15 protein-coding genes and 1 riboswitch are annotated in these 18,225 nt (G+C 74.1%); of the genes, 8 read left to right on the top strand and 7 right to left on the bottom strand.

Features of this window, described 5'->3' with window-relative positions:
* Nucleotides 1–215 precede the first annotated feature (215 nt).
* The gene (locus DDQ41_RS28615; RefSeq protein WP_174720334.1) at nt 216–1,454 is read right to left on the bottom strand and encodes an MBL fold metallo-hydrolase; all 1,239 of its coding nucleotides are present in this window, start codon (nt 1,452–1,454) and stop codon (nt 216–218) included.
* Nucleotides 1,455–2,256: 802 nt separating this feature from the next.
* Here DDQ41_RS28615 and DDQ41_RS28610 point away from each other — a divergent pair.
* Nucleotides 2,257–3,459 carry an amidase gene (locus DDQ41_RS28610; protein ID WP_109297056.1) on the top strand — a complete coding sequence of 401 codons (1,203 nt, stop codon included), beginning with the start codon at nt 2,257–2,259 and terminating at the stop codon, nt 3,457–3,459.
* A 66-nt stretch (nt 3,460–3,525) separates the two neighbouring features.
* Here the strand turns inward: DDQ41_RS28610 and DDQ41_RS28605 are convergent, their stop codons facing one another.
* Entirely contained in the window at nt 3,526–4,101 is a 576-nt protein-coding gene (locus DDQ41_RS28605; RefSeq protein ID WP_109297995.1) for a DinB family protein, read from the bottom strand.
* A 240-nt stretch (nt 4,102–4,341) separates the two neighbouring features.
* On the opposite strand from DDQ41_RS28605, the gene DDQ41_RS28600 reads away from it, so the two are divergent.
* A complete protein-coding gene (locus DDQ41_RS28600; protein WP_109297055.1) occupies nt 4,342–5,259 on the top strand; it encodes a carbohydrate kinase family protein in 918 nt (305 codons plus the stop codon).
* On the opposite strand, the gene DDQ41_RS28595 is transcribed toward DDQ41_RS28600, so the two are convergent.
* Together DDQ41_RS28595 and DDQ41_RS28590 are read right to left on the bottom strand one after the other, a co-directional pair.
* A complete protein-coding gene (locus DDQ41_RS28595) occupies nt 5,250–6,293 on the bottom strand; it encodes a DUF6745 domain-containing protein (protein ID WP_109297054.1) in 1,044 nt (347 codons plus the stop codon). The genes DDQ41_RS28600 and DDQ41_RS28595 overlap by 10 nt on opposite strands.
* A 111-nt stretch (nt 6,294–6,404) precedes the next feature.
* Complete coding sequence (locus tag DDQ41_RS28590; RefSeq protein ID WP_109297053.1) at nt 6,405–6,731, bottom strand: hypothetical protein; 327 nt, start codon at nt 6,729–6,731, stop codon at nt 6,405–6,407.
* A gap of 480 nt (nt 6,732–7,211) precedes the next feature.
* On the opposite strand from DDQ41_RS28590, the gene DDQ41_RS28585 reads away from it, so the two are divergent.
* The 5 genes from DDQ41_RS28585 to DDQ41_RS28565 all read left to right on the top strand — a co-directional run bounded on the left by DDQ41_RS28585 (nt 7,212) and on the right by DDQ41_RS28565 (nt 12,576).
* Complete coding sequence (locus DDQ41_RS28585) at nt 7,212–8,165, top strand: STM4015 family protein (protein ID WP_109297052.1); 954 nt, start codon at nt 7,212–7,214, stop codon at nt 8,163–8,165.
* Nucleotides 8,162–9,325, top strand: a complete 1,164-nt coding sequence (locus tag DDQ41_RS28580; protein ID WP_109297051.1) for an STM4014 family protein — start codon at nt 8,162–8,164, stop codon at nt 9,323–9,325. Before DDQ41_RS28585 ends, DDQ41_RS28580 begins: the two co-directional genes overlap by 4 nt.
* A gap of 65 nt (nt 9,326–9,390) precedes the next feature.
* Nucleotides 9,391–10,215 carry an STM4013/SEN3800 family hydrolase gene (locus DDQ41_RS28575; protein WP_109297994.1) on the top strand — a complete coding sequence of 275 codons (825 nt, stop codon included), beginning with the start codon at nt 9,391–9,393 and terminating at the stop codon, nt 10,213–10,215.
* Entirely contained in the window at nt 10,212–11,555 is a 1,344-nt protein-coding gene (locus tag DDQ41_RS28570) for an STM4012 family radical SAM protein (RefSeq protein WP_109297050.1), read from the top strand. The genes DDQ41_RS28575 and DDQ41_RS28570 overlap by 4 nt, the downstream gene beginning before the upstream one ends.
* 7 nt (nt 11,556–11,562) lie before the next feature.
* Nucleotides 11,563–12,576, top strand: a complete 1,014-nt coding sequence (locus DDQ41_RS28565) for an STM4011 family radical SAM protein (RefSeq protein WP_262508603.1) — start codon at nt 11,563–11,565, stop codon at nt 12,574–12,576.
* A 131-nt stretch (nt 12,577–12,707) separates the two neighbouring features.
* Here DDQ41_RS28565 and DDQ41_RS28560 read toward each other — a convergent pair whose 3' ends face one another.
* A complete protein-coding gene (locus DDQ41_RS28560) occupies nt 12,708–13,499 on the bottom strand; it encodes an SGNH/GDSL hydrolase family protein (RefSeq protein WP_109297049.1) in 792 nt (263 codons plus the stop codon).
* Nucleotides 13,500–13,859: 360 nt separating this feature from the next.
* Nucleotides 13,860–14,837, bottom strand: coding sequence for a M23 family metallopeptidase (locus tag DDQ41_RS28555; RefSeq protein ID WP_109297048.1), 978 nt, complete (start codon nt 14,835–14,837; stop codon nt 13,860–13,862).
* A 2-nt stretch (nt 14,838–14,839) separates the two neighbouring features.
* A riboswitch (cyclic di-AMP (ydaO/yuaA leader) is annotated at nt 14,840–14,997 on the bottom strand.
* A 599-nt stretch (nt 14,998–15,596) separates the two neighbouring features.
* On the opposite strand from DDQ41_RS28555, the gene DDQ41_RS28550 reads away from it, so the two are divergent.
* Nucleotides 15,597–16,412, top strand: coding sequence for a tyrosine-protein phosphatase (locus tag DDQ41_RS28550; protein WP_109297047.1), 816 nt, complete (start codon nt 15,597–15,599; stop codon nt 16,410–16,412).
* A gap of 382 nt (nt 16,413–16,794) precedes the next feature.
* Here the strand turns inward: DDQ41_RS28550 and DDQ41_RS28545 are convergent, their stop codons facing one another.
* Entirely contained in the window at nt 16,795–18,180 is a 1,386-nt protein-coding gene (locus tag DDQ41_RS28545; protein WP_109297046.1) for an aspartate aminotransferase family protein, read from the bottom strand.
* Nucleotides 18,181–18,225: the final 45 nt, after the last annotated feature.

Below are 18,225 nucleotides of genomic sequence, written 5' to 3'. Positions count from 1 at the left end.
CGGGTCGGACACCGCCGGGCCGCCGTGCGCCCACGGCATCGGGTGCCGGTACTCGCCGCGTCAGCGCCTACGACGAGACGCCGTCGCCGTCGCCGTCCGGGACCCGCCCAGCGGCCACACCGTGGTCGCCGACGGTCAGGCGCCCGGGCGGCACCCGAGCGGGTGGGGACTCTCGAGCATCGGCACGACCACGGCACGGTCGTCCCAGGCCGGTGTCACCGATCGCCCGCGAGGTCGAGGTCGCCGCTCGGTGTCTCGGCCCCGACCCGCCCGGGGCGGCGCCACGGGCGTGCGATCGGATGGGACACGGTCCGCCACCACGGCTCCTCGGGCAGCTTGCACCCAGGCTCGAAGGGCTCGCCGGGCCGGGGGAACGCCGCGGCCTGGCCGGCCTCCGCGGCCGCGTCCCTCGTCCACTCCCCCGGCTCCGCCCACGCGTGCAGAGCCAGGTTGAAGGTGCCCCAGTGGATCGGCAGCAGCACGCCGGACGGGGCGCCTCCCTGCAGGTCGAGATGGGCCTGCACGCCCTGGGCAGGCGTCATGTGGATGTCCGGCCACCCGCCGGGCAGCGGGGTACGGTCCGTGCGGCCCTCGGGCCAGTACTCGCTGTACGCGCCGATCTGGATCATGGTCGCGTCGAACGGTCCGTACTGGGCGCCGATGTCCCGGAAGCCGGGGAAGTACCCCGTGTCGCCACTGTGGTAGACGCGGTGGCCGGACGGCCCCTCGACGACCCACGAGGCCCACAGCGTGTGCTGCTGGTTGCGCAGGCCGCGGCCGCAGAAGTGCCGGGCCGGGGTGGCGGTCAGCCGAAGGCCGTCCACCTGCGCCGACTCGTGCCAGTCCAGTTCCCGGAGGCGACTCTCCGCGACGCCCCAGCGCTCCAGGTGCGCCCCCACGCCCAGCGGCACGGCGAAGAGCGTGTCCGTCGATGCCAGGGCGCGGATCGTGGGCAGATCGAGGTGGTCGTAGTGGTCGTGGGAGATGACGACCACGTCGACCGGGCCGAGCGCGGCAAGGGGCAGCGGCGCGGGGTGGAGACGCTTGGGCCCGGCGAACGCGAACGGTGAGCAGCGCCGGCCCCAGACGGGGTCGAAGAGCACGCGCTTGCCGTCGATCTCGGTGAGCACGCTGGAGTGGCCCATCCAGGTGAGACGGAGGCCCGAGGCAGGGGCGCCGGCGAGGCCCTCGAGCGGGGCGGGGTGCAGGGGTATCGGCGCCATGGGGGCGCGACGCCTGCGGGACTCCTTCCGGAAGTAGACCTTCGCGAACTCCAGCATGGATCCGTCCGGACTGGTCCGGGCGCCGGCGGGGTTCTGGAACACCCCGTCGGCGAAGTGGGGCGAGCGGCGGATCCGCTCCATCCGTGCTCCGGCGGGGTCGGCCCCGAAGGCAACGGGCCGCAGCGACCTCAGTCGGGAGCGCAGCGGGTGCGGGGAACCTGCGCCGATCACGGGGACCTCCTGGGTTTTCGGTTCGTTCCATTATCGGTGGATACTCACGGGTCGGTGGATGCTCACGGGTCGGTGGATGCTCACGGGGCGCCGGGGGCGTCGACCGGGTTCACGCGCTTCCCACGGCAACCGCAACGATCGGGACCGGGGAAAAATGCCGGATGCCGCGGCCGGGTCGGGTCGGGTCGGGCGCCGCCCCGTGCGAGGCACGACCGGAGGCACGGAGCGGTGACGCGGTGCCGCCTCGCACGGGGCTGCGCACGACGAGGGGCCGGGGACGGCATCAGCGGGGCGAGGCGGAGGCACCGGCATCAGCGGGGCGGCTTCGGCGGGGGCGGGGGCGGGGCGGCTTCGGCGGGCGAGGAGCCTCGGGGGCCACCGGCGGCGTTCGGAGTCGGACGACTGACAGTAAGGATGTGACGTGATGAGGATGTGACGTGGTGACGCTGCGGGTGGGCTGGCCCTCCGACTGACCGACGTCCCGGAGACCCGCCCCGCGCCCGTGCCGGGCGAGTGGTCCCGCCGCACCGGCGGCCCTTCCCGGACACGGCACGTACGCGTCCGACGCACCGTGCCTTGGGCGCGATACGCGACACGGGACACGCGACACGGGACGGTCCGGGATACTTGCGGGATACCGCGGGTTCCCTGGCGGCATCCTGGCAGTGTCCTGGCGGGCGCCGCGGCCGCGGGGCCCGCTCGGCCGCGGGCCGGGCCGGATCAGCCACCGTGCGGGGGCCGGCCCTCACGGGGCCGTAGGCGCGGTTCGCGAACGGTTCGATCGGACCTCAGGAGGTTCACGATGCGGTCGGCCGACGACTCGGCGGTGTGGCGTGAGCGCGGCGACCCCCTGGTGGCGGGGGCCGCTGCCGGGAGGTTGCGGGGGGTGCGCCTGGCGGTGAAGGACATCCACGCCGTCGCGGGGCACCGGATCGGCGCCGGCAATCCGGCCCGGCTGGCGGAGGCCGAACCGCAGCCGTCGCACTCCTGGGCGGTGGCCGCCCTACTGGACGCCGGGGCCGATGTGGCCGGCATCGCCCAGACGGACGAGTTCGCCTACAGCCTCAACGGGACGAACGCCCACTACGGCACCCCGCCCAACCCGGCCGCGCCCGGCCGGGTGCCCGGCGGCTCGTCGAGCGGGCCGGCCTCGGCCGTCGCGCTCGGCGAGGCCGACGCGGGCCTCGGGAGCGACACGGCCGGCTCGATCAGGGTGCCCGCCTCCTACTGCGGCCTGTACGGTCTGCGGCCCACGCACGGCCTCGTCCCCGTCACCGGAATGCTGCCGCTGGCACCGTCGTTCGACACCGTCGCCTGGCTGGCGCGGGACCCCGGGCCGCTGGCACGCGTCGGCGACGTCCTGCTGCCGAAGGTCGGGGCGGCCGAAGCCGCGCTACCGTTCCGCACGGCCCTGGTGGCGGGCGATCTCGTCGCCCTCGCCGAGCCGGAGGTCGCCGACGCGTTCGCCGAGGCGGCCGCGGACCTGGCGGCGCGGGCCGGGCTTCGCCTCGCGCGGGTGCCCTCCCTGGGAACCGACCCCGGGGTCCTCGGGGCGGCGTTCGCGACCGCCCAGGGAGCCGAGGTCTGGGAGAGCGACGGTGCCTGGGTGCGGGCCCATCCCGGTGCGCTCGGCCCCGGTATCGCGGCCCGCTTCGCCCGCGCCTCGGAGGTCACCGCGCAGCGCCGGGCGGCCGCGGAGGATGTGGTGCACCGCGCGGGCCGGGCCGTGCGTTCGGCTCTGCGTGACGACACCGTGCTCCTGCTCCCCGCTGCGGGCGGCCCGGCGCCGCCGACAGACGAGGCCCCCGAGCGGAAGGCAGCGCTCCGCGACGCCGCGTTCCGCCTCACCTGCCTGGCGAGCAGCGCCGGCCTTCCCTGTCTCGTGCTGCCCGGGATGGCGGTGGGCGGACTGCCCGTCGGACTGGCCGTCGTCGCCGGGCACGCAACCGACCGGCGCCTGCTGGAAATCGCCACGCGCGTGCAGGCTCCCCGGCGGAAGTTCTGAAGGTTGCCCGCCGGGTGGCGGGCGGCCGGCTTCTCGCCCTGCCCGGATCCCCTCGTCAGTGTGTGGTCATTGGCCCACTCGGCCGTCGATCCGCTCGCGCAGGAGGTCGGCATGGCCGCAGTGCCGCGCGTACTCGCCGATCTGCGCCACCAGTATCTCCCGGAGGGGTGCCTCCCCGGTCCGGGTGCCGAGGTCGGCGAAGCCGGCGATGAACCGGTCGGTCAGTTCCTTCTCGGCCCGCCATCGGTCCCACGCCTCCGCCACGACCGAGGGGTCGGCGATCGCACCGTTCCAGTCGCCGTCGCGGTCCTCGGCGGTGCGATAGATCCTCGGCGAGTCCTCGCCGGCCATCCGGCGGAAGTGCCGTTCGTCCTCGGCCATGTGCCGCACCAGCCCGAGCAGAGACATCGTGGACGGAGGCACGGAGCGCCGGGCCATCTGCCCGGCGTCCAGGCCCGCGCACTTCATCTCGACGGTGAGTCGGAAGCGGCGCAGACTCTCCAGCAGCGCACCGCGTTCGTCGGCCGTTCCGACCGACGTCTCGCGCGGATCGCCGTCCGGGTCGACCCACATATCCGGGTAGATCGTGGAGGGGGTCCACCGGGTTGCCGGCGCCTCGTTGCCGCGCTCGCCTGAATCCATGATCGCATCATGCCGCGTGGTGACCCCGGTCGCCGGCGAATACGGCGTCCCCTCCGACATCCCCTCCGACATCCCCTCCGGCGGCCGGCCACGTCCCGGCCCCGCCGCGTGCGGTCCACCGAGCCGCGTGCGCCACGCCGGAACCGGCACAAAAGGCGCTTCCGCGAACCGGGGCTCGACCGAACGGCGTTGACAGGGCAGAGTGCTCAGCGCACGGGCAGGCACGCGGAGAGGAAGACCTTGTCGGCACAGAGCACGGAGCAGTCCGCCCTCGATGTACTCGTGGTCGGCGGAAGCGGGGTCGACACGGTGGTGCGGGTCGAATCCCTGCCGGTGCCGCAGGCGGACTCGGTCGGGGTGCCGCCGATCCGTGAGTGGGTCGGCCACACCGGCGGCAATGTGGCGCTGGGGTGCCGGGCGCTCGGGCTGGGTGTGACCTTCCTCGACTTCATCGGCGACGACCTGCCGGGCCGCCGGGTGCGGGAACGGCTGGTGGGCGGCGGGGTGGACTTCGAGTATCTGGTCTCCCCCGCCGGAACCAGGCGTGCGGTGAACCTGGTCGACGGCACGGGCCGCGGGATGTCGTTCCACGACGCCCGCGACCCGGGCGGTCTGCGGATGCCGCGCGACTTCTACCTCCGCCATCTGCGGCGGGCCCGCCACGTCCACCTGTCGATCGTGGACTTCGCCCGCTTCCTGTACGACGACGTGGCGGAACTCGGGGTGCCCGTATCGACCGATCTCCACGACTGGGACGGAGTGGAGGACTACCACCGGGACTTCGCGCTCCGCTCCGACGTGGTGTTCCTGAGCGCGGCCGGGGCCGGCGAGCGGATCGCGTCGGTGATGCGCGAGATCCTGCGCGAGGGCCGCGCCGAGGTGGTGGTCGCCACGGCCGGGGCCGGCGGCTCGTATCTGATGACCCGCGACGGCAGCCGCACACCCCGACCCATACCGGCGACGGTGCCGCCCGCACCGGTGGTGGACTCCAACGGCGCGGGCGACGCGTACGTCTCCGGCTTCCTCTACGGCCGGCTGGCGGGCCTCCGCCTGGAGGACTGCGCAAGGCTGGGTGCGGTGGCCGGGGCCTACGCCTGCACGGGGCAGGGGGGTTCGGCGCTGATCGGCCGGGAGGCGCTGGCCTCCGCTCAGGTCTGACGCAGAGGGGCGTACGCCCCGGCGTCCAGTCCGAAGGTCCATGCGACGCCCTCCTTGGCGGTCCGGGTCGAGGGCGGCACCCGCAGCCAGTAGGTCTTGTGCGTACCGTCGGGCTCGGGCGTGGAGTTGACCACCTCGACCATCGTCACGTCCTCGTCGTCGGCCAGCGCGATGCACCACAGGACGCCGGTCTCGTCCCGGTGGACGGGCCGGGCGCCCGACTCGGCCAGATAGCGGTCGTAGCCGTAGAACTCCAGCATGACCCGGCGCAGTTCGGCGTTCTCCTCGGTGCGTATGCGCTCCGGGGTGAGAGAGGCCAGACCGGACAGGAACTCGGCCGTCACCGGCATTCCGCGCCAGGCGTGGAGCGCGAAGCCGTCCGGGAACGCCAGCGCCGGACCGTCGCCGCGATCGAGCCGGCCTGCCTCGTCGCGGTACAGTTCCACGGGCCGCTCGCAGATCACCACCGCCTTCTCGAAGGGCCACCACCAGCCGGCGTGCCGGGCCACCCGGGCCAGGCCGGCCAGCCGGTCGCTGCGGCCGTCGAAGGCGGCGAGCCAGGCGGCGTCGTGCTGGCCCAGCACCGCGTCCAGCAGGACCATCCGCACCGCCTTCCGCTCGGCGTCCGCGGCGTCCGCGGCGTCGGGGCCGTCCCCGGCGCGGACGGCGTCCGCCGCGAGGGCGTCGGCCACTCCCGCCCGTATCCGCTCCGCCAGCGCGCGCGTGGTGTCCCACAGCAGCGCGCCGGTCCTGCCCCAGAGTTCCGTCCAGCCCGCCGGACCGAGGGCGTCGTGCACCCGTCGGCGCTCCTCGGCCCAGGGCACAGTCCTCACCTCGTCCCGCACCGAGCGTCCCGCGTCCCGGAGCGACCGCACCGCCGTCACCGCGGCCCTGGGCGATCCCGCCCACACGAAGCGCCCGGGCTCCGCGAGCCCGGCCGTGCGGTAGGCGAGCCTGACCGCGTCCTCGGCAGCCGCCCGGTCGGCCGGGCCCGTCGCCGCGGCCACCGCCCGCCACTCGTCCGTGTACTGCATTCCGAAGCCCCTTCCCCTGTAAGCCTGTTCCTGCCCTGCTGCGGGCCGGTGCCCGTCCCGCCGCGTCGCGCGCACCGTCGGCCCTCCCCGGGAGGAGGGCGCTCACCGCGCTCAGTCCGCGACGATCCGCACCGCGCCCGGGAGGTACTCCCGCTGGCGCACCGCCCGGTACCAGCCCTTCGGCAGCGGTATCGGCGCGTGCTCCTCGTGCACCACCCGGCCGCCCTCGGGGAGGTGCAGAAGCATCGGCCCGGACGGGCCCGCGTCGCGGAAGAGCCGCCCCGGACCCGTCACCGCGTGGGCGTGGCCCGTGACCTCGCCGAGGGCCAGCACCAGCCGCCCGCGGCCGTCCCTCGGCTCCCCCGGCGCATCCTCCGCACGGGCGGGGACGGTGTCCTCCGCCACGGGCACGATCAGCACGTCTCCCTGCCGGTACATGGCTCTCCCCTCGGCCCCCGGCACCTGGTGCGCCGGGCTGTGACGGACGTTAGGGGCAGGGTCTGACATCGGCCGCCGCAGCTGTCCGGGCGGAGGTTCCGGGGGCCGCCCGCCGAAGCGCCCCACGACCGGGCGGCGTTCCGGCCGGGCGGAGGCGGGCGGAACGACCGGGCCGGCCGCAGCGGGAGCGCGACCGGCCCGGGCGCGAGCACGTGCGGCGGACCGAAGCCCCCTCGGCGCCGCGGCGGCCGCCGCGGCGCCGGCGGGTCGGGGCGGGAGACCGCCGCTGCCCGCCCGCAGCGAGGGCCGGCTGCCTCGTGCGCGTCTACCGGTGATGACGCCGCCTCCGGCCCGCCCGGGGCGAGGGCCGCTGACACCTCCCGCCGCGGTGGACGCCCCGCGGCGGGCCCTGTCAGTGGCGCTTGGTAGAACTGCTCGCACATCAGCCGATCACCGCCGTCCGCTGTCTGGAGCATCGTCATGACCATCGGGAGCCATCTGCAGGCGCTGCACGGCCTGCCCGCGTTCGACTTCCCCGACGCCGGCGCGAAGGCCGGCCGGCTGCCCGGCCCGGCGGCCGTCGCCTGGCGTGTCGCCGTCGAGGCGTACGAGAGCGACGAAGCGTGGGGGGACGCCTTCGCGCGCTTCGCCGCCGCCGTCGACACCGCGAAGGTCAGGGCGCTGATCGTGGGCGCCTGGAGCGACGTCTACGAGAGAGGTCCCGGCGAGGTGCTCTCCACGCTGCTCGCCGCCCGCGACCGGCTGCCGGAGCTGCGCGCGCTGTTCGTCGGCGACATCACGTTCGAGGAGTGCGAGATCTCCTGGATCCACCAGGGCGATGTCACGCCGCTGCTCGACGGCTTCCCGGGACTGGAGGAGTTCGGGGTGCGGGGCGGCATGGGCCTGGCGTTCGGAGCGGCCCGGCACGACCGGCTGCGGACGCTGGTCATCGAGAGCGGTGGCCTGCCGGCCGAGGTGGTGCGCGGCGTCGCCGCCTGCGAACTGCCGTCGCTGGAGCGCCTCGACCTCTGGCTCGGCACCTCCGGCTACGGCGGAGACGCCGAACTCGCCGATCTGGAGCCGTTCCTCGCCGGCACCCGGCTTCCCGGGCTCCGCCGGCTGGCCCTGCGCAACAGCGAGATCCAGGACGAGATCGCCGCGGCCCTGGCGGCGGCGCCCGTCGTGCCCCGGCTGGAGGTACTGGACCTGTCGATGGGCACCCTGGGCGACCAGGGCGCGGCGGCGCTGCTGGAGGGTCAGCCGCTCACCCATCTCAGAGAACTCGATCTGCACCACCACTTCATCGACGCGCCGATGGGCGAGCGGATACGGCGCGCCCTGGAGCCCTCCGGGGTCACCGTCAATCTGGACGACGTGCAGGAGCCCTGGGACGACGACGGGGACGGCGGCCGGTTCACCGCGGTGGCCGAGTGAGCCCGGCGGCACGGAGGTTCGCCGTGGTCGGCGTCCCGGGGAACCGCCGGGTCGCCTTCTTCCAGCACGCCCTGCGCGCGGCGGGGCTGCCCAAGGCGCGTGTGGTCCCGTGGCCGGACGTCCTGCGCGGCCGGGCCGGCTTCGCCGACGGGGAGACCGTGCGGATCGACTCGCCCGGCGAGGACCCGGAGGTGGACCGGCTGCTGCGCGGGGTCGAGGACCCGGCCCGGGTCGAAGGCACCGGCCGGTGGTACGCCCGTTTCACGGCCGCCGTTCTGGAGGTGGCGGAATCCGTGCGGGCGGCCGGCGGTGCCCTGCTCGACGACCCGGCGGAGATCGCCGTGCTGTTCGACAAGCGGCTGTGCCACGAGCGGCTCGCGACGGCCGGGGTGGCGGTTCCGCCGTCTCCCACCTCGGGCGCCGGGGCGCCCGCCGTTCGCGGCTGGGACGAGGTGCGGGCCGTGCTCGCGGAACCGGGCTACCGCCGTGCGTTCGTGAAGCTCGCGCACGGTTCCTCGGCGTCCGGTGTCCTGGCCGTGGAGTCCGCGGGCGGCGGCCGCGTCCGGGCGGTCACATCGGTGGAACGTGCCCCGGACGGAAGGCTGTTCAACTCGCTCAGGCTGCGCCGCTACACCGCCGAGCCGGAGATCGCCGCGATCGTGGACGCCCTCGCGCCCGACGGTCTGCACATCGAGCGCTGGCTGCCGAAGGCCGGCCAGCACGGGCGGGCCGCCGACCTTCGGGTCGTGGTCGTCGCCGGCCGGGCCACACACGCCGTGGTGCGAACGAGCCGCTCCCCGCTGACCAATCTCCATCTGGGCGGCCGGCGGGGGGAGCTGGCCGAGGCCAGGGCCGCGGTGCGGGCCGCCGGCCGCAGCTGGCGCGACGACGTGCTCGGCCCGTGCGAGCGGGCCGCCCGCCGCTTCCCCGGAACCCTGTGCGTCGGTGTCGACCTGCTGCCGGCCACCGGCTGGCGCCGGTTCGCCGTCGGCGAGGTCAACGCCTTCGGCGACCTCCTGCCGGGGCTCACGGGACTGCCGGGCAGCGGCAGTGAGGGACTCGACACCTATGCGGCGCAGGTCGCCGCAGCCGTACGACCGCACGATGAGGAACCAGCATGCACCAAGCCCCACCCGGCCGGACCGGACCGGCCCGCGTGACGCAGTCCCCCACGACGGAACCGGCAGGGCCACCGCACCGCAGCGCCGGATCGCCCCCGACGGACATGCGGGAGGTCGTCGGCACGCACGACCTGCTGCTCGTCACCCTCGACACACTGCGCTTCGACGTCGCCGAGGAGCTTGCGGCCGCCGGCCGCATCCCGCATCTGGCGGGTCGCCTCCCGGGCGGCCGCTGGGAGCGGCGGCACTCCCCGGGCAGCTTCACCTGGGCCTCGCATCAGGCCATCTTCGCCGGCTTCCTGCCGACACCCGCGGGGCCCGGTCCCCACCCGAGGCTGTTCGCCGCGCGGTTCGCGGGCAGCGAGACGACCGCCGACGGCACGTTCGTGTACGACACTCCGGACCTGGTCTCCGGGCTCGCCGGAGCCGGGTACCGGACGGTGTGCATCGGCGGCGTCGGTTTCTTCAACCGGCGGGGGCCGCTCGGCACCGTGCTGCCGGGACTGTTCCAGGAGAGCCACTGGGAGCCGGAGTTCGGGGTGGCCTCGCCGACCTCCTTCGAGTCGCAGGTCGCCAGAGCGGAGGAGGTCGTCGCCGCGCTCCCCGCGGACCGGCGCCTGTTCCTCTTCGTCAACGTCTCGGCCCTGCACCAGCCCAACTGGTTCCACCTGCCCGGGGCGACGCGGGAGGCGGGTGACTCGCGCGAGACCCACGCCGCGGCGCTGGAGTACGTCGACCGGCACATGGGCCGCCTCTTCGCCGCGGCCGCCAGCCGCCGGCGCTGCTTCGCGATCGTCTGCTCCGACCACGGCACGGCGTACGGCGAGGACGGTTACACCGGCCACCGACTGGGGCACGAGGTCGTGTGGACCGTGCCGTACGCGCAGTTCCTCCTGCCCGGCCCCGACGAGGGGGTCGGTGCCCGGTGAGCGGCGCGCTGCGGCGGATCCGCCCCTACCGGAGCTATGTGTACGCCTACCCGCACAAGACGTCCTACCGTCCGCTGCCGGAGCGGCCCGCGCTGGGCGCACTGTGGGCCGGGGAGCGGAAGGACGCTCTCTCCCTCTACCTCCACATCCCGTTCTGCGAGGTCCGCTGCGGCTTCTGCAACCTCTTCACCCGGATCGGCGCCCCCGGCGAGCTGACGACGCGGTATCTCGACGCGCTGGAGCGGCAGGCCGCGGCCGTGCGGGAGGCACTGGGCGACACCGAACCGGTCCGGTTCGCGGCGGCCGCGTTCGGCGGCGGCACGCCGACCTTCCTCACCGCCGGGGAGCTGGAGCGGCTCTGCGACATCGCCGAGCGGCGGATGGGCGCCGATCTGCGCGAGGTGCCGCTGTCGGTGGAGACGTCCCCGGCCACCGCGACCGCCGACCGCCTCGCGGTGCTCGCCGAGCGCGGCACGACCCGGTTGAGCATCGGCGTGCAGAGTTTCGTGGACGACGAGGCGAGGGCAGCCGTCCGCCCGCAGCGGCGCGCCGACGTCGAGGCCGCGCTCGGCCGCATCCGCCGCACCGGTGTGCCCGTCCTCAACATCGACCTGATCTACGGCATCGACGGGCAGACGGAGACGACCTGGCGGCGCTCCCTCGACGCGGCGCTCGCCTGGCGACCCGAAGAGCTGTACCTCTACCCCCTGTACGTACGGCCGCTGACGGGCCTCGGCCGGCAGCCGGGCAGTGACACGGACACCGCCTGGGACGAGCAGCGGCTGCGGCTCTACCGGCAGGGCCGCGACCATCTCCTGACGCACGGCTACCAGCAGGTATCGATGCGGATGTTCCGGCGCCGCGGCGCGCCGGGCACGGCGCCGCGCGGCCCGGCCGACCACGCCTGCCAGACCGACGGCATGATCGGCCTCGGCTGCGGGGCACGCTCGTACACCTCGGGGCTGCACTACTCCTTCGACTACGCCGTCGACATGCGCCGGATACGCGGGATCATCGACGACTACACGGAGGCGGCGGACTTCACCCGCGCCGAGGTCGGCCGGCCGATCGACGGCGGCGAGGCGCGCCGCCGGCATCTGCTGCAGTCGCTGCTGCAGGCGCGGGGCATGGAGGTGGCCGGCTACCGGGAGCGTTTCGGGAGCACGCCCGCCGAGGACTTCCCCGCCGAGCTGGCCGCGTTCGCCGGGCGCGGCTGGCTGGAGGAGAGCGGGGGGCTGCTGCGGCTCACCCCGGAGGGGCTGGCGTACTCGGACGCGCTGGGTCCCGAGCTGTTCTCGCCCGCCGTGCGGCGGGCCATGGCCGCGTACGAGCCGAAGTGAGGCGCCGATGGATCTGACCGTGCTCTACCGCGGCCCACTGGCGTCGTGCGACTACGACTGCCCCTACTGCCCGTTCGCCAAGCGGCGGGACAGCCGCGACCGACTGCGGGCCGACCGGGCGGCACTGGAGCGGTTCACGGGCTGGGCGGCCGAGGGGCGGGGCGGGGACCGGCTTTCGGTGCTGTTCACCCCGTGGGGCGAGGCGCTGGTGCGCTCGTGGTACCGGCGCGCGCTGACCGAGCTGTCCCGGCTGCCGCACATCCGCAGGGTCGCCGTCCAGACCAATCTGAGCTGCCGCACGGACTGGCTGGACGGCGCGGACGCGCGGAAGCTCGCGCTGTGGTGCACCTACCACCCCGGCCAGACGCCGTACGCGCGCTTCCTCGGCAGGTGCCGGGAGCTGACCGCGCGCGGCATCAGGTTCAGCGTCGGGATCGTCGGCCTCGAGGAGCACCTGGAGTCCGCCCGACGGCTCCGGGCCGATCTCCCGGACCAGGTCTACCTGTGGGTCAACGCGGCAGAGGGGCAGCCCTACACGGACGAGGAGGCAGCCCGCTGGACGGCGCTGGACCCGCTGTTCCCGTACAGCCGGCAACCCCATCGCTCGGTCGGGCTGCCGTGCCGCACGGGCGAGTCGGTCGTCTCGGTGGACGGCGACGGCACGGTGCGGCGCTGCCACTTCGTGCGGTCGGCACTGGGCAACCTCTACGACGGCTCCTACCGCGCGGCGCTGCGGCCGCGGGCCTGCCCGCTCGCGGTGTGCGACTGCCACATCGGCTATGTCCATCTGGAGTCGCTGCCGCTGTACGACGTGTTCGCCGGCGGCGTCCTGGAGCGGATCCCCGCCGGATACCCGGACGCGGTGCCCGGAGGCGGGGACGGGAGCGCCCCGGGCGGGACCGGCGGCGGCGACGCGGGCACGGCCCTCGTCCCTCTCCCGCGGCCGGACGCCCGACCGTTCCCGGCCCCTCTCCCGTTCCCCGGTCCCTCTCCCCTGCGCGGACGGGCGCCAGGTCGGTGACCGGGGTCGAGCGGGGCCGTCATGAGCCCCCTCCCGCGCGCGGGCAGGCCCCGGTGCACGTGGAGCAGTCGTAACGCTTGATCATCGCCCCCTCCCGCGCGCGGGCAGGCCCCGGGAGCGGGGCGCGACGGTCAGAGCGGCAGCAGGTCGGGGCGTTTCGGCGCCACGTGATCGCCGGACGACTCGCCCCTGAGCCGTCGCCCGATCCAGGGCGCCAGGTGCTCGCGGGCCCACTGGATGTCGTCCCGGCGGACTTCCAGGCTGCCGCGCGGGGGCAGCGGAGGCCACGGCTGGTCGGGGTCCGCGGGCACGTCCAGACCGAGCACCTGCGCGGCGCGCAGCGCCACCCGCGTGTGCCCCTCGGGCGAGAGGTGCAGCCGGTCGGCGTCCCAGGCCCGCCTGTCCTGCACCGACCTGAGGGACCAGAGGTCGAGCACGGGGCAGTGGTAGCGGTCGGCGATGGCGCGGACGTGCGCGGTGTACGTGGCGATCCTGCCCCGGAGATGGCGGAGCACGGGCACGCCTCGGGTGTCGAACCCCGTCGTCACCATCACCGTGCCCACGGAGGCGGTGAGGTCGGCGACCGCCCGTTCGAAGCGTTCGGCGACGGCGTCGGGGTCGCTGCCGGGCCGGATGATGTCATTCCCGCCGGCGCAGAACGTCACCAGGTCCGGAGCGAGTTCCCTGGCACGCGGGACCTGCTCCTCCACGATCTGGTCGAGGAGTCTGCCGCGTACGGCGAGATTGGCGTAGCGGAGGCCGTGCTCCGGTAGACGGCCGTCCAGCAGGACCGCGAGACGGTCCGCCCACCCGACGAACCGTCCGTCGGGGCCGGGGTCCCCGACGCCCTCGGTGAAGCTGTCACCGATCGCCGCGTACGACCCGAAGGGTTCCGTTGCTCTTGATCGCGAATCGTCTGCCACGTCGAGCCATCATTCACCGCGTGAAGTGACCTACGCCACCGTAGGGAGGGGGTGACGGTACGTGACATGGACCACCAGGTCGGTTCTCGGCCGAACGGGCACCGCGGGCACAGCGCGCCCTACCCGCGCGCCCGCCCCGACGAAAGCCTGATGGTGACCGCTACGGACCGGCGGGCCCTACCCGCCCGCTCCGCCCCCTGGCCGCTCCGTGCCCGCCCGCTGTCCGATCTCGGCCACCCCCGCACTCCCCGCCCACTCCCCCACTGCCCCGCTGCCTCGCGAGGGCGGTACGAAGGTGTCCGCCGGCCCCCTGCGCGGGGCCGGCGGACGGATGACGCCGCGCGAGGTACCGGCGCAGCGTCAGATCGCGACCCCGTGCCCGCGCAGATAGGCCAGCGGGTCGATGTCCGATCCGTAGCCGGGGCCGGTACGGATCTCGAAGTGCAGGTGCGGGCCGGTGGAGTTGCCGGTCGAGCCGGACAGGCCGATCTGCCGGCCGCCCGTGACGCTCTCTCCGGAGGAGACGGACAGCCGGGAGAGGTGGGCGTACTGCGAGTAGGTGCCGTCGTCGTGCTTGATGACGACTTCGTTGCCGTACGCACCGCTCCACCCGGCCGAGACCACCGTGCCGGGTCCGACGGCCTTCACGGACGTGCCGGTCGGGGCGATGAAGTCCACACCGGTGTGGTAGCCGCTGGACCACATGGCTCCGGCGGCCCTGTACGCGGTGCTGACGCCGCCGGTCACCGGGGCGAAGTAGCCCGACGGGGCGTTCTCGGCGGCGGCTCCCGCCGCCGGGACCCGGGCCGGGGCCGCTGACGGCGCCGCGACGGCGCGGACGGCGGTGCGGGAGGCGCGGTCGGCGGGGGCGGCCGGCTTCTGCGCCGCGGGCCGGTTCCCGGCCTTCGCCGGGGTGCCGCCCTTGGGCTCGCTCTTCGCCTGCGGCGTCGGGGCAGCCTGGACCTTCGGCGTGCCGTGCAGGCTGAGTTCAAGGCCCGGGTGGATCAGCGAGGGGTTCTCGCCGACGGCGGCGCGGTTGTCGGCGTAGAGCTGCTGCCAGCCGCCCGCGACACGCTGCTCGGCGGCGATCTTCGAGAGGTGGTCGCCCGGCACGACGGTGTAGAGCCCTTGCGCCTTGCCGGTCTGCGGTGCCTGGGGGGCGACGGCCTTCTGGACGGTCGGGGCGACGTGCCCGGCGGGCGCGGACTGACCGGCGGTGCTCGCGCCCGCGGCACCCGCGAACGGGATCGCGATGACGGCTCCGCCCGTACCGGCGGCGACGAGTCCGCGCCTGAACGGGCTGGTTCTCGGACGGCGGTGCTTCCCCTTACCGGGCATGGCGCTTTCCTCTCCGCCGCCTGCGAGGTGAGCTGTCGGGTTCGGGCTGGAGCCGCCCGGCCGCGCGTGGGCACGGCTTCACCCCAAGCCGTCCGGGGTCACGGAACGGCGCGGTACCTGGGTCCCCCGCTCCTGCCGCATGTGTGGGTGGGTGCGATATTCCGGACGGCGGCAGGATGAGGCGTTCCGACCGGATTGCGGTGACCGTATGGGAGCCGGGCCGACGGGAACAAGCCGTCATTTCCCCACTGAATCGATCTGCCGGATATCAGCACACATTTCCCGGTCACGCTGCGTGGATTCCGGATCAGCGACTTCCACGCGGGCAGGGGAGTTGAGCCATCGGACTCTCCACGGAACGTCACGGATATGATTCACCTCACGGGTGAACGGCCATAACGATTCCTATCGGCGCAGATTACCCAAAAGATGCCAACTCGGACACTTTACATATTGCTCACTCTCGGCATTTAATGCCTCGAACAACACGAAAGCCCTTTAATCCCCGCCCGGCCGGAATCCCTGTTCCCGCAGCGGACACCCCGCGGTGGTCCAGCCCACCCGGACCCCGCACCCGGCACGGCCGCACCGGCGCCTCATCGGTCACGGCACTGCGCACCACGGCCCACCGGGATCGGGGCACCACTCGCCGAGGCCCCCCGCGTAACGCGAAATAATTGCCTGAGTAACCGATGTCGTAATGTCAGCACCGCGCCATCGTCGGCGAGCAGCGCCGACCGCAGACACGGAGGAGCCCCCGTGACGCAGCAGCTGCCCAGGACCCCGTCGGCCGAACCCGAGCTGGCGGGCGTGCGCAACTTCCGGGACGTGGGCGGGCTGCCGACCGTGGACGGACGGCGCGTTCGGTCCGGACTGCTCTTCCGCAGCGGCCATCTCGCGCACGCGACGGATTCGGACACGGCCTTCCTGTCCTCACTCGGGCTCCACACGGTCTTCGACTTCCGCAATGCCGCCGACCAGCGGCTGGAGGGGCCGGACGTCGAACTCTCGGGAGTGCGCAACGTCAATATCCCGCTGTCGGACCCGGCCGACGGGGCGGAGTTCTGGCGCATGGTGCGTGACGGGAACCTCGATCAGCTGAAGTCGATCCTCGCCGACGGCCAAGCGGCGGGGCGGATGATCGCCTCCTACCGCACGCTCATCAGGGAGCGCACCGCCGAGCACAGCCGCGTCCTGCACGCACTGGCCGACGACAGCACACCGGCGCTGATGCACTGCGCGGCGGGCAAGGACCGGGCGGGCCTGTCCATCGCCGTCTCACTGCTGGCGGTGGGTGTCGAGCGGGACGCCATCGAGGCGGACTACCTCAAGTCGAACGACCCCCACCGGCGCTACCGGGTGCGGCGCAGCGACAGCTCACCGGCCGGGATGTCGCCCGAGGTGATGGAGCTGCTGAAGCCGCTGTTCGACGCCCGGGCCGAGTACCTGGCCGCGGCGTTCGAGACCATGGAGGAGGTCTGGGGCGGCACCGAGCGCTATCTGGAGGAGGGCCTCGGCCTGACGCCCGCGACGCGGGAGCGGTTGCGGGAGCGGCTGGTGGACGGCACGGTCTGACCCACGGCCGGCCGCTCGTCCCGGACCGGCCGCTCGTCCCGGACCGGCCACTCGTCCCGGACCGGCCGCCCGCGCCGGAGCCGCTGCCCTCCCCGGAGCCGCTGACGGGCCCGGAACGGGGCCCGGAACGGGGCCCGCGCCGGAGCCGGCGCGCCGGGGACACCGCGCCGGACCCGGCATGCCGGACCCAACGCACCGAACCCAACGCACCGGGCCCAACGCACCGGGCCCAACGCACCGGGCCCCGGCCCGGCAGGGGATCACTCCGCGGTCCTGTGCCGCACCGACCCACCGAGACCCGCCGCAGCCGGGGCCATCGTGACCGGCCCGCCGCGACCGAGGCCACCGCGACCGGGGCCGCGGCATCCGTGCCGCGCCCCGCTCAGTGACCGGCGATCGCCTGCTTCACGAGGGTCTTCCCGAAGTCCCACATCAGCCCGCTGCCGCCGTGCGCGTCGTCCATGACGGCGGTGAAGGCCCCGACGAACCGGTCGACCTCCCGCTCCCCGACGATCAGCGGCGGAATCAGCTTGATCACTTCCAGCCGGTCGCCAGAGACCTGCGTGAGGATGCGGTGGCGTTGCAGCAGGGGCACCGCCACCATCTGGGCGAACAACCCCTTGCGCGCCGCCTGCAGCATCGACCAGCGGCCGCGCAGCTTCAGCGAGGCAGGTCTGCCGAACTCGATCCCGATCATCAGTCCGCGCCCGCGGACCTCGTGGAGCAGCTCGTAGCGGTCCACCAGGGCGGCGAGCCTGGTCCGCAGCGAATCCCCGGTCGCCCTGGCGTTCGCGACGACCTGCTCGTCCTCGATCACCGAGAGCACGGCGAGGCCCGCCGCCATGGCCTGGGCGTTGGAGCCGAAACTCGCCGAGTGCACCAGCACCCGGTCCATCGAGGAGTAGACCTTCCTGAAGATCCAGTCCTTGCCGAGGGTCGCACCGACCGGCACATAGCCGCCGGACAGGGCCTTGGCGACGCAGACGAGGTCGGGCTCGACACCGTCGTCGTGCTGGTAGGCGTAGAAGTCCCCGGTCCGGCCGAGGCCGGTCTGCACCTCGTCGGCGATCAGCAGTGCCCCGTGCCGGCGCAGCAGTTCCTGTGCCGCGGGAAGGAATCCGGGCGGGGCCTCGTGCACGCCCTTTCCCTGGATGGGCTCCACGACGAAGCCGGCCACGTCGCCGCGGGCGAGCTCCCGCTCCAGTGCCGCCAGATCGCCCAGCCCCACCGCGGTGTCGGGGAGCAGCGGGGCGAAGCCGTCCCGGAAGCCCGCCTCGCCGTTGACCGACAGCGACCCGGCCGTCAGCCCGTGGAAGGCGTGGTCGCAGTGCAGGATCCTGGGGCGGCCGGTCGCGCAGCGGGCGAACTTCAGGGCCGTCTCGACCGCCTCCGTGCCGCTGTTGCAGAAGAACACCCGGTCGAGGTGGGGGCTGTGGGCCAGCAGTTTCTCGGCGAGCAGCCCGGGCAGGGGAGGGCAGTCGAAGCGGGTCAGATCGGCGAGGGGGGCGTCGAGGACGTCGTGGAGCGCCTTGCGGACGACGGGGTGGTGCCGGCCGAGCCCCATGACGCCGAACCCCGAGAGCATGTCGAGGTAGTCGCCGCCCTCGTCGTCCCAGAGGTAGGCTCCCTCCCCACGCTCGTACACCCTGTCGAAACCGATCGTCCGCAGCATGCGCGGCAGTTGGTGGTTGAGGTGCCGGGCGTGCAGCTCGTACCGCTCGCCACCGCGTTCCTCGAGCAGTTTCGCGAGGTCGAATCCGCTGCTCATCGGCGGCTCTCCCGGAACGCCGGAGGGCCCCCCGGCCGCGCGGTC

Source organism: Streptomyces spongiicola (assembly GCF_003122365.1).
GTDB lineage: Bacteria > Actinomycetota > Actinomycetes > Streptomycetales > Streptomycetaceae > Streptomyces > Streptomyces spongiicola.
This window is presented reverse-complemented; position numbering and strand designations above follow the sequence as displayed.

What these genes read in the sequence shown, in the direction of transcription:
- DDQ41_RS28545 (WP_109297046.1), bottom strand. Translation starts at nt 18,180, where the DNA reads ATGAGCAGCGGATTCGACCTCGCGAAACTGCTCGAGGAACGCGGTGGC.
- DDQ41_RS28590 (WP_109297053.1), bottom strand. Translation starts at nt 6,731, where the DNA reads ATGTACCGGCAGGGAGACGTGCTGATCGTGCCCGTGGCGGAGGACACC.
- DDQ41_RS28575 (WP_109297994.1), top strand. Translation starts at nt 9,391, where the DNA reads ATGCGGGAGGTCGTCGGCACGCACGACCTGCTGCTCGTCACCCTCGAC.
- DDQ41_RS28585 (WP_109297052.1), top strand. Translation starts at nt 7,212, where the DNA reads ATGACCATCGGGAGCCATCTGCAGGCGCTGCACGGCCTGCCCGCGTTC.
- DDQ41_RS28595 (WP_109297054.1), bottom strand. Translation starts at nt 6,293, where the DNA reads ATGCAGTACACGGACGAGTGGCGGGCGGTGGCCGCGGCGACGGGCCCG.
- DDQ41_RS28610 (WP_109297056.1), top strand. Translation starts at nt 2,257, where the DNA reads ATGCGGTCGGCCGACGACTCGGCGGTGTGGCGTGAGCGCGGCGACCCC.
- DDQ41_RS28565 (WP_262508603.1), top strand. Translation starts at nt 11,563, where the DNA reads ATGGATCTGACCGTGCTCTACCGCGGCCCACTGGCGTCGTGCGACTAC.
- DDQ41_RS28555 (WP_109297048.1), bottom strand. Translation starts at nt 14,837, where the DNA reads ATGCCCGGTAAGGGGAAGCACCGCCGTCCGAGAACCAGCCCGTTCAGG.
- DDQ41_RS28605 (WP_109297995.1), bottom strand. Translation starts at nt 4,101, where the DNA reads ATGGATTCAGGCGAGCGCGGCAACGAGGCGCCGGCAACCCGGTGGACC.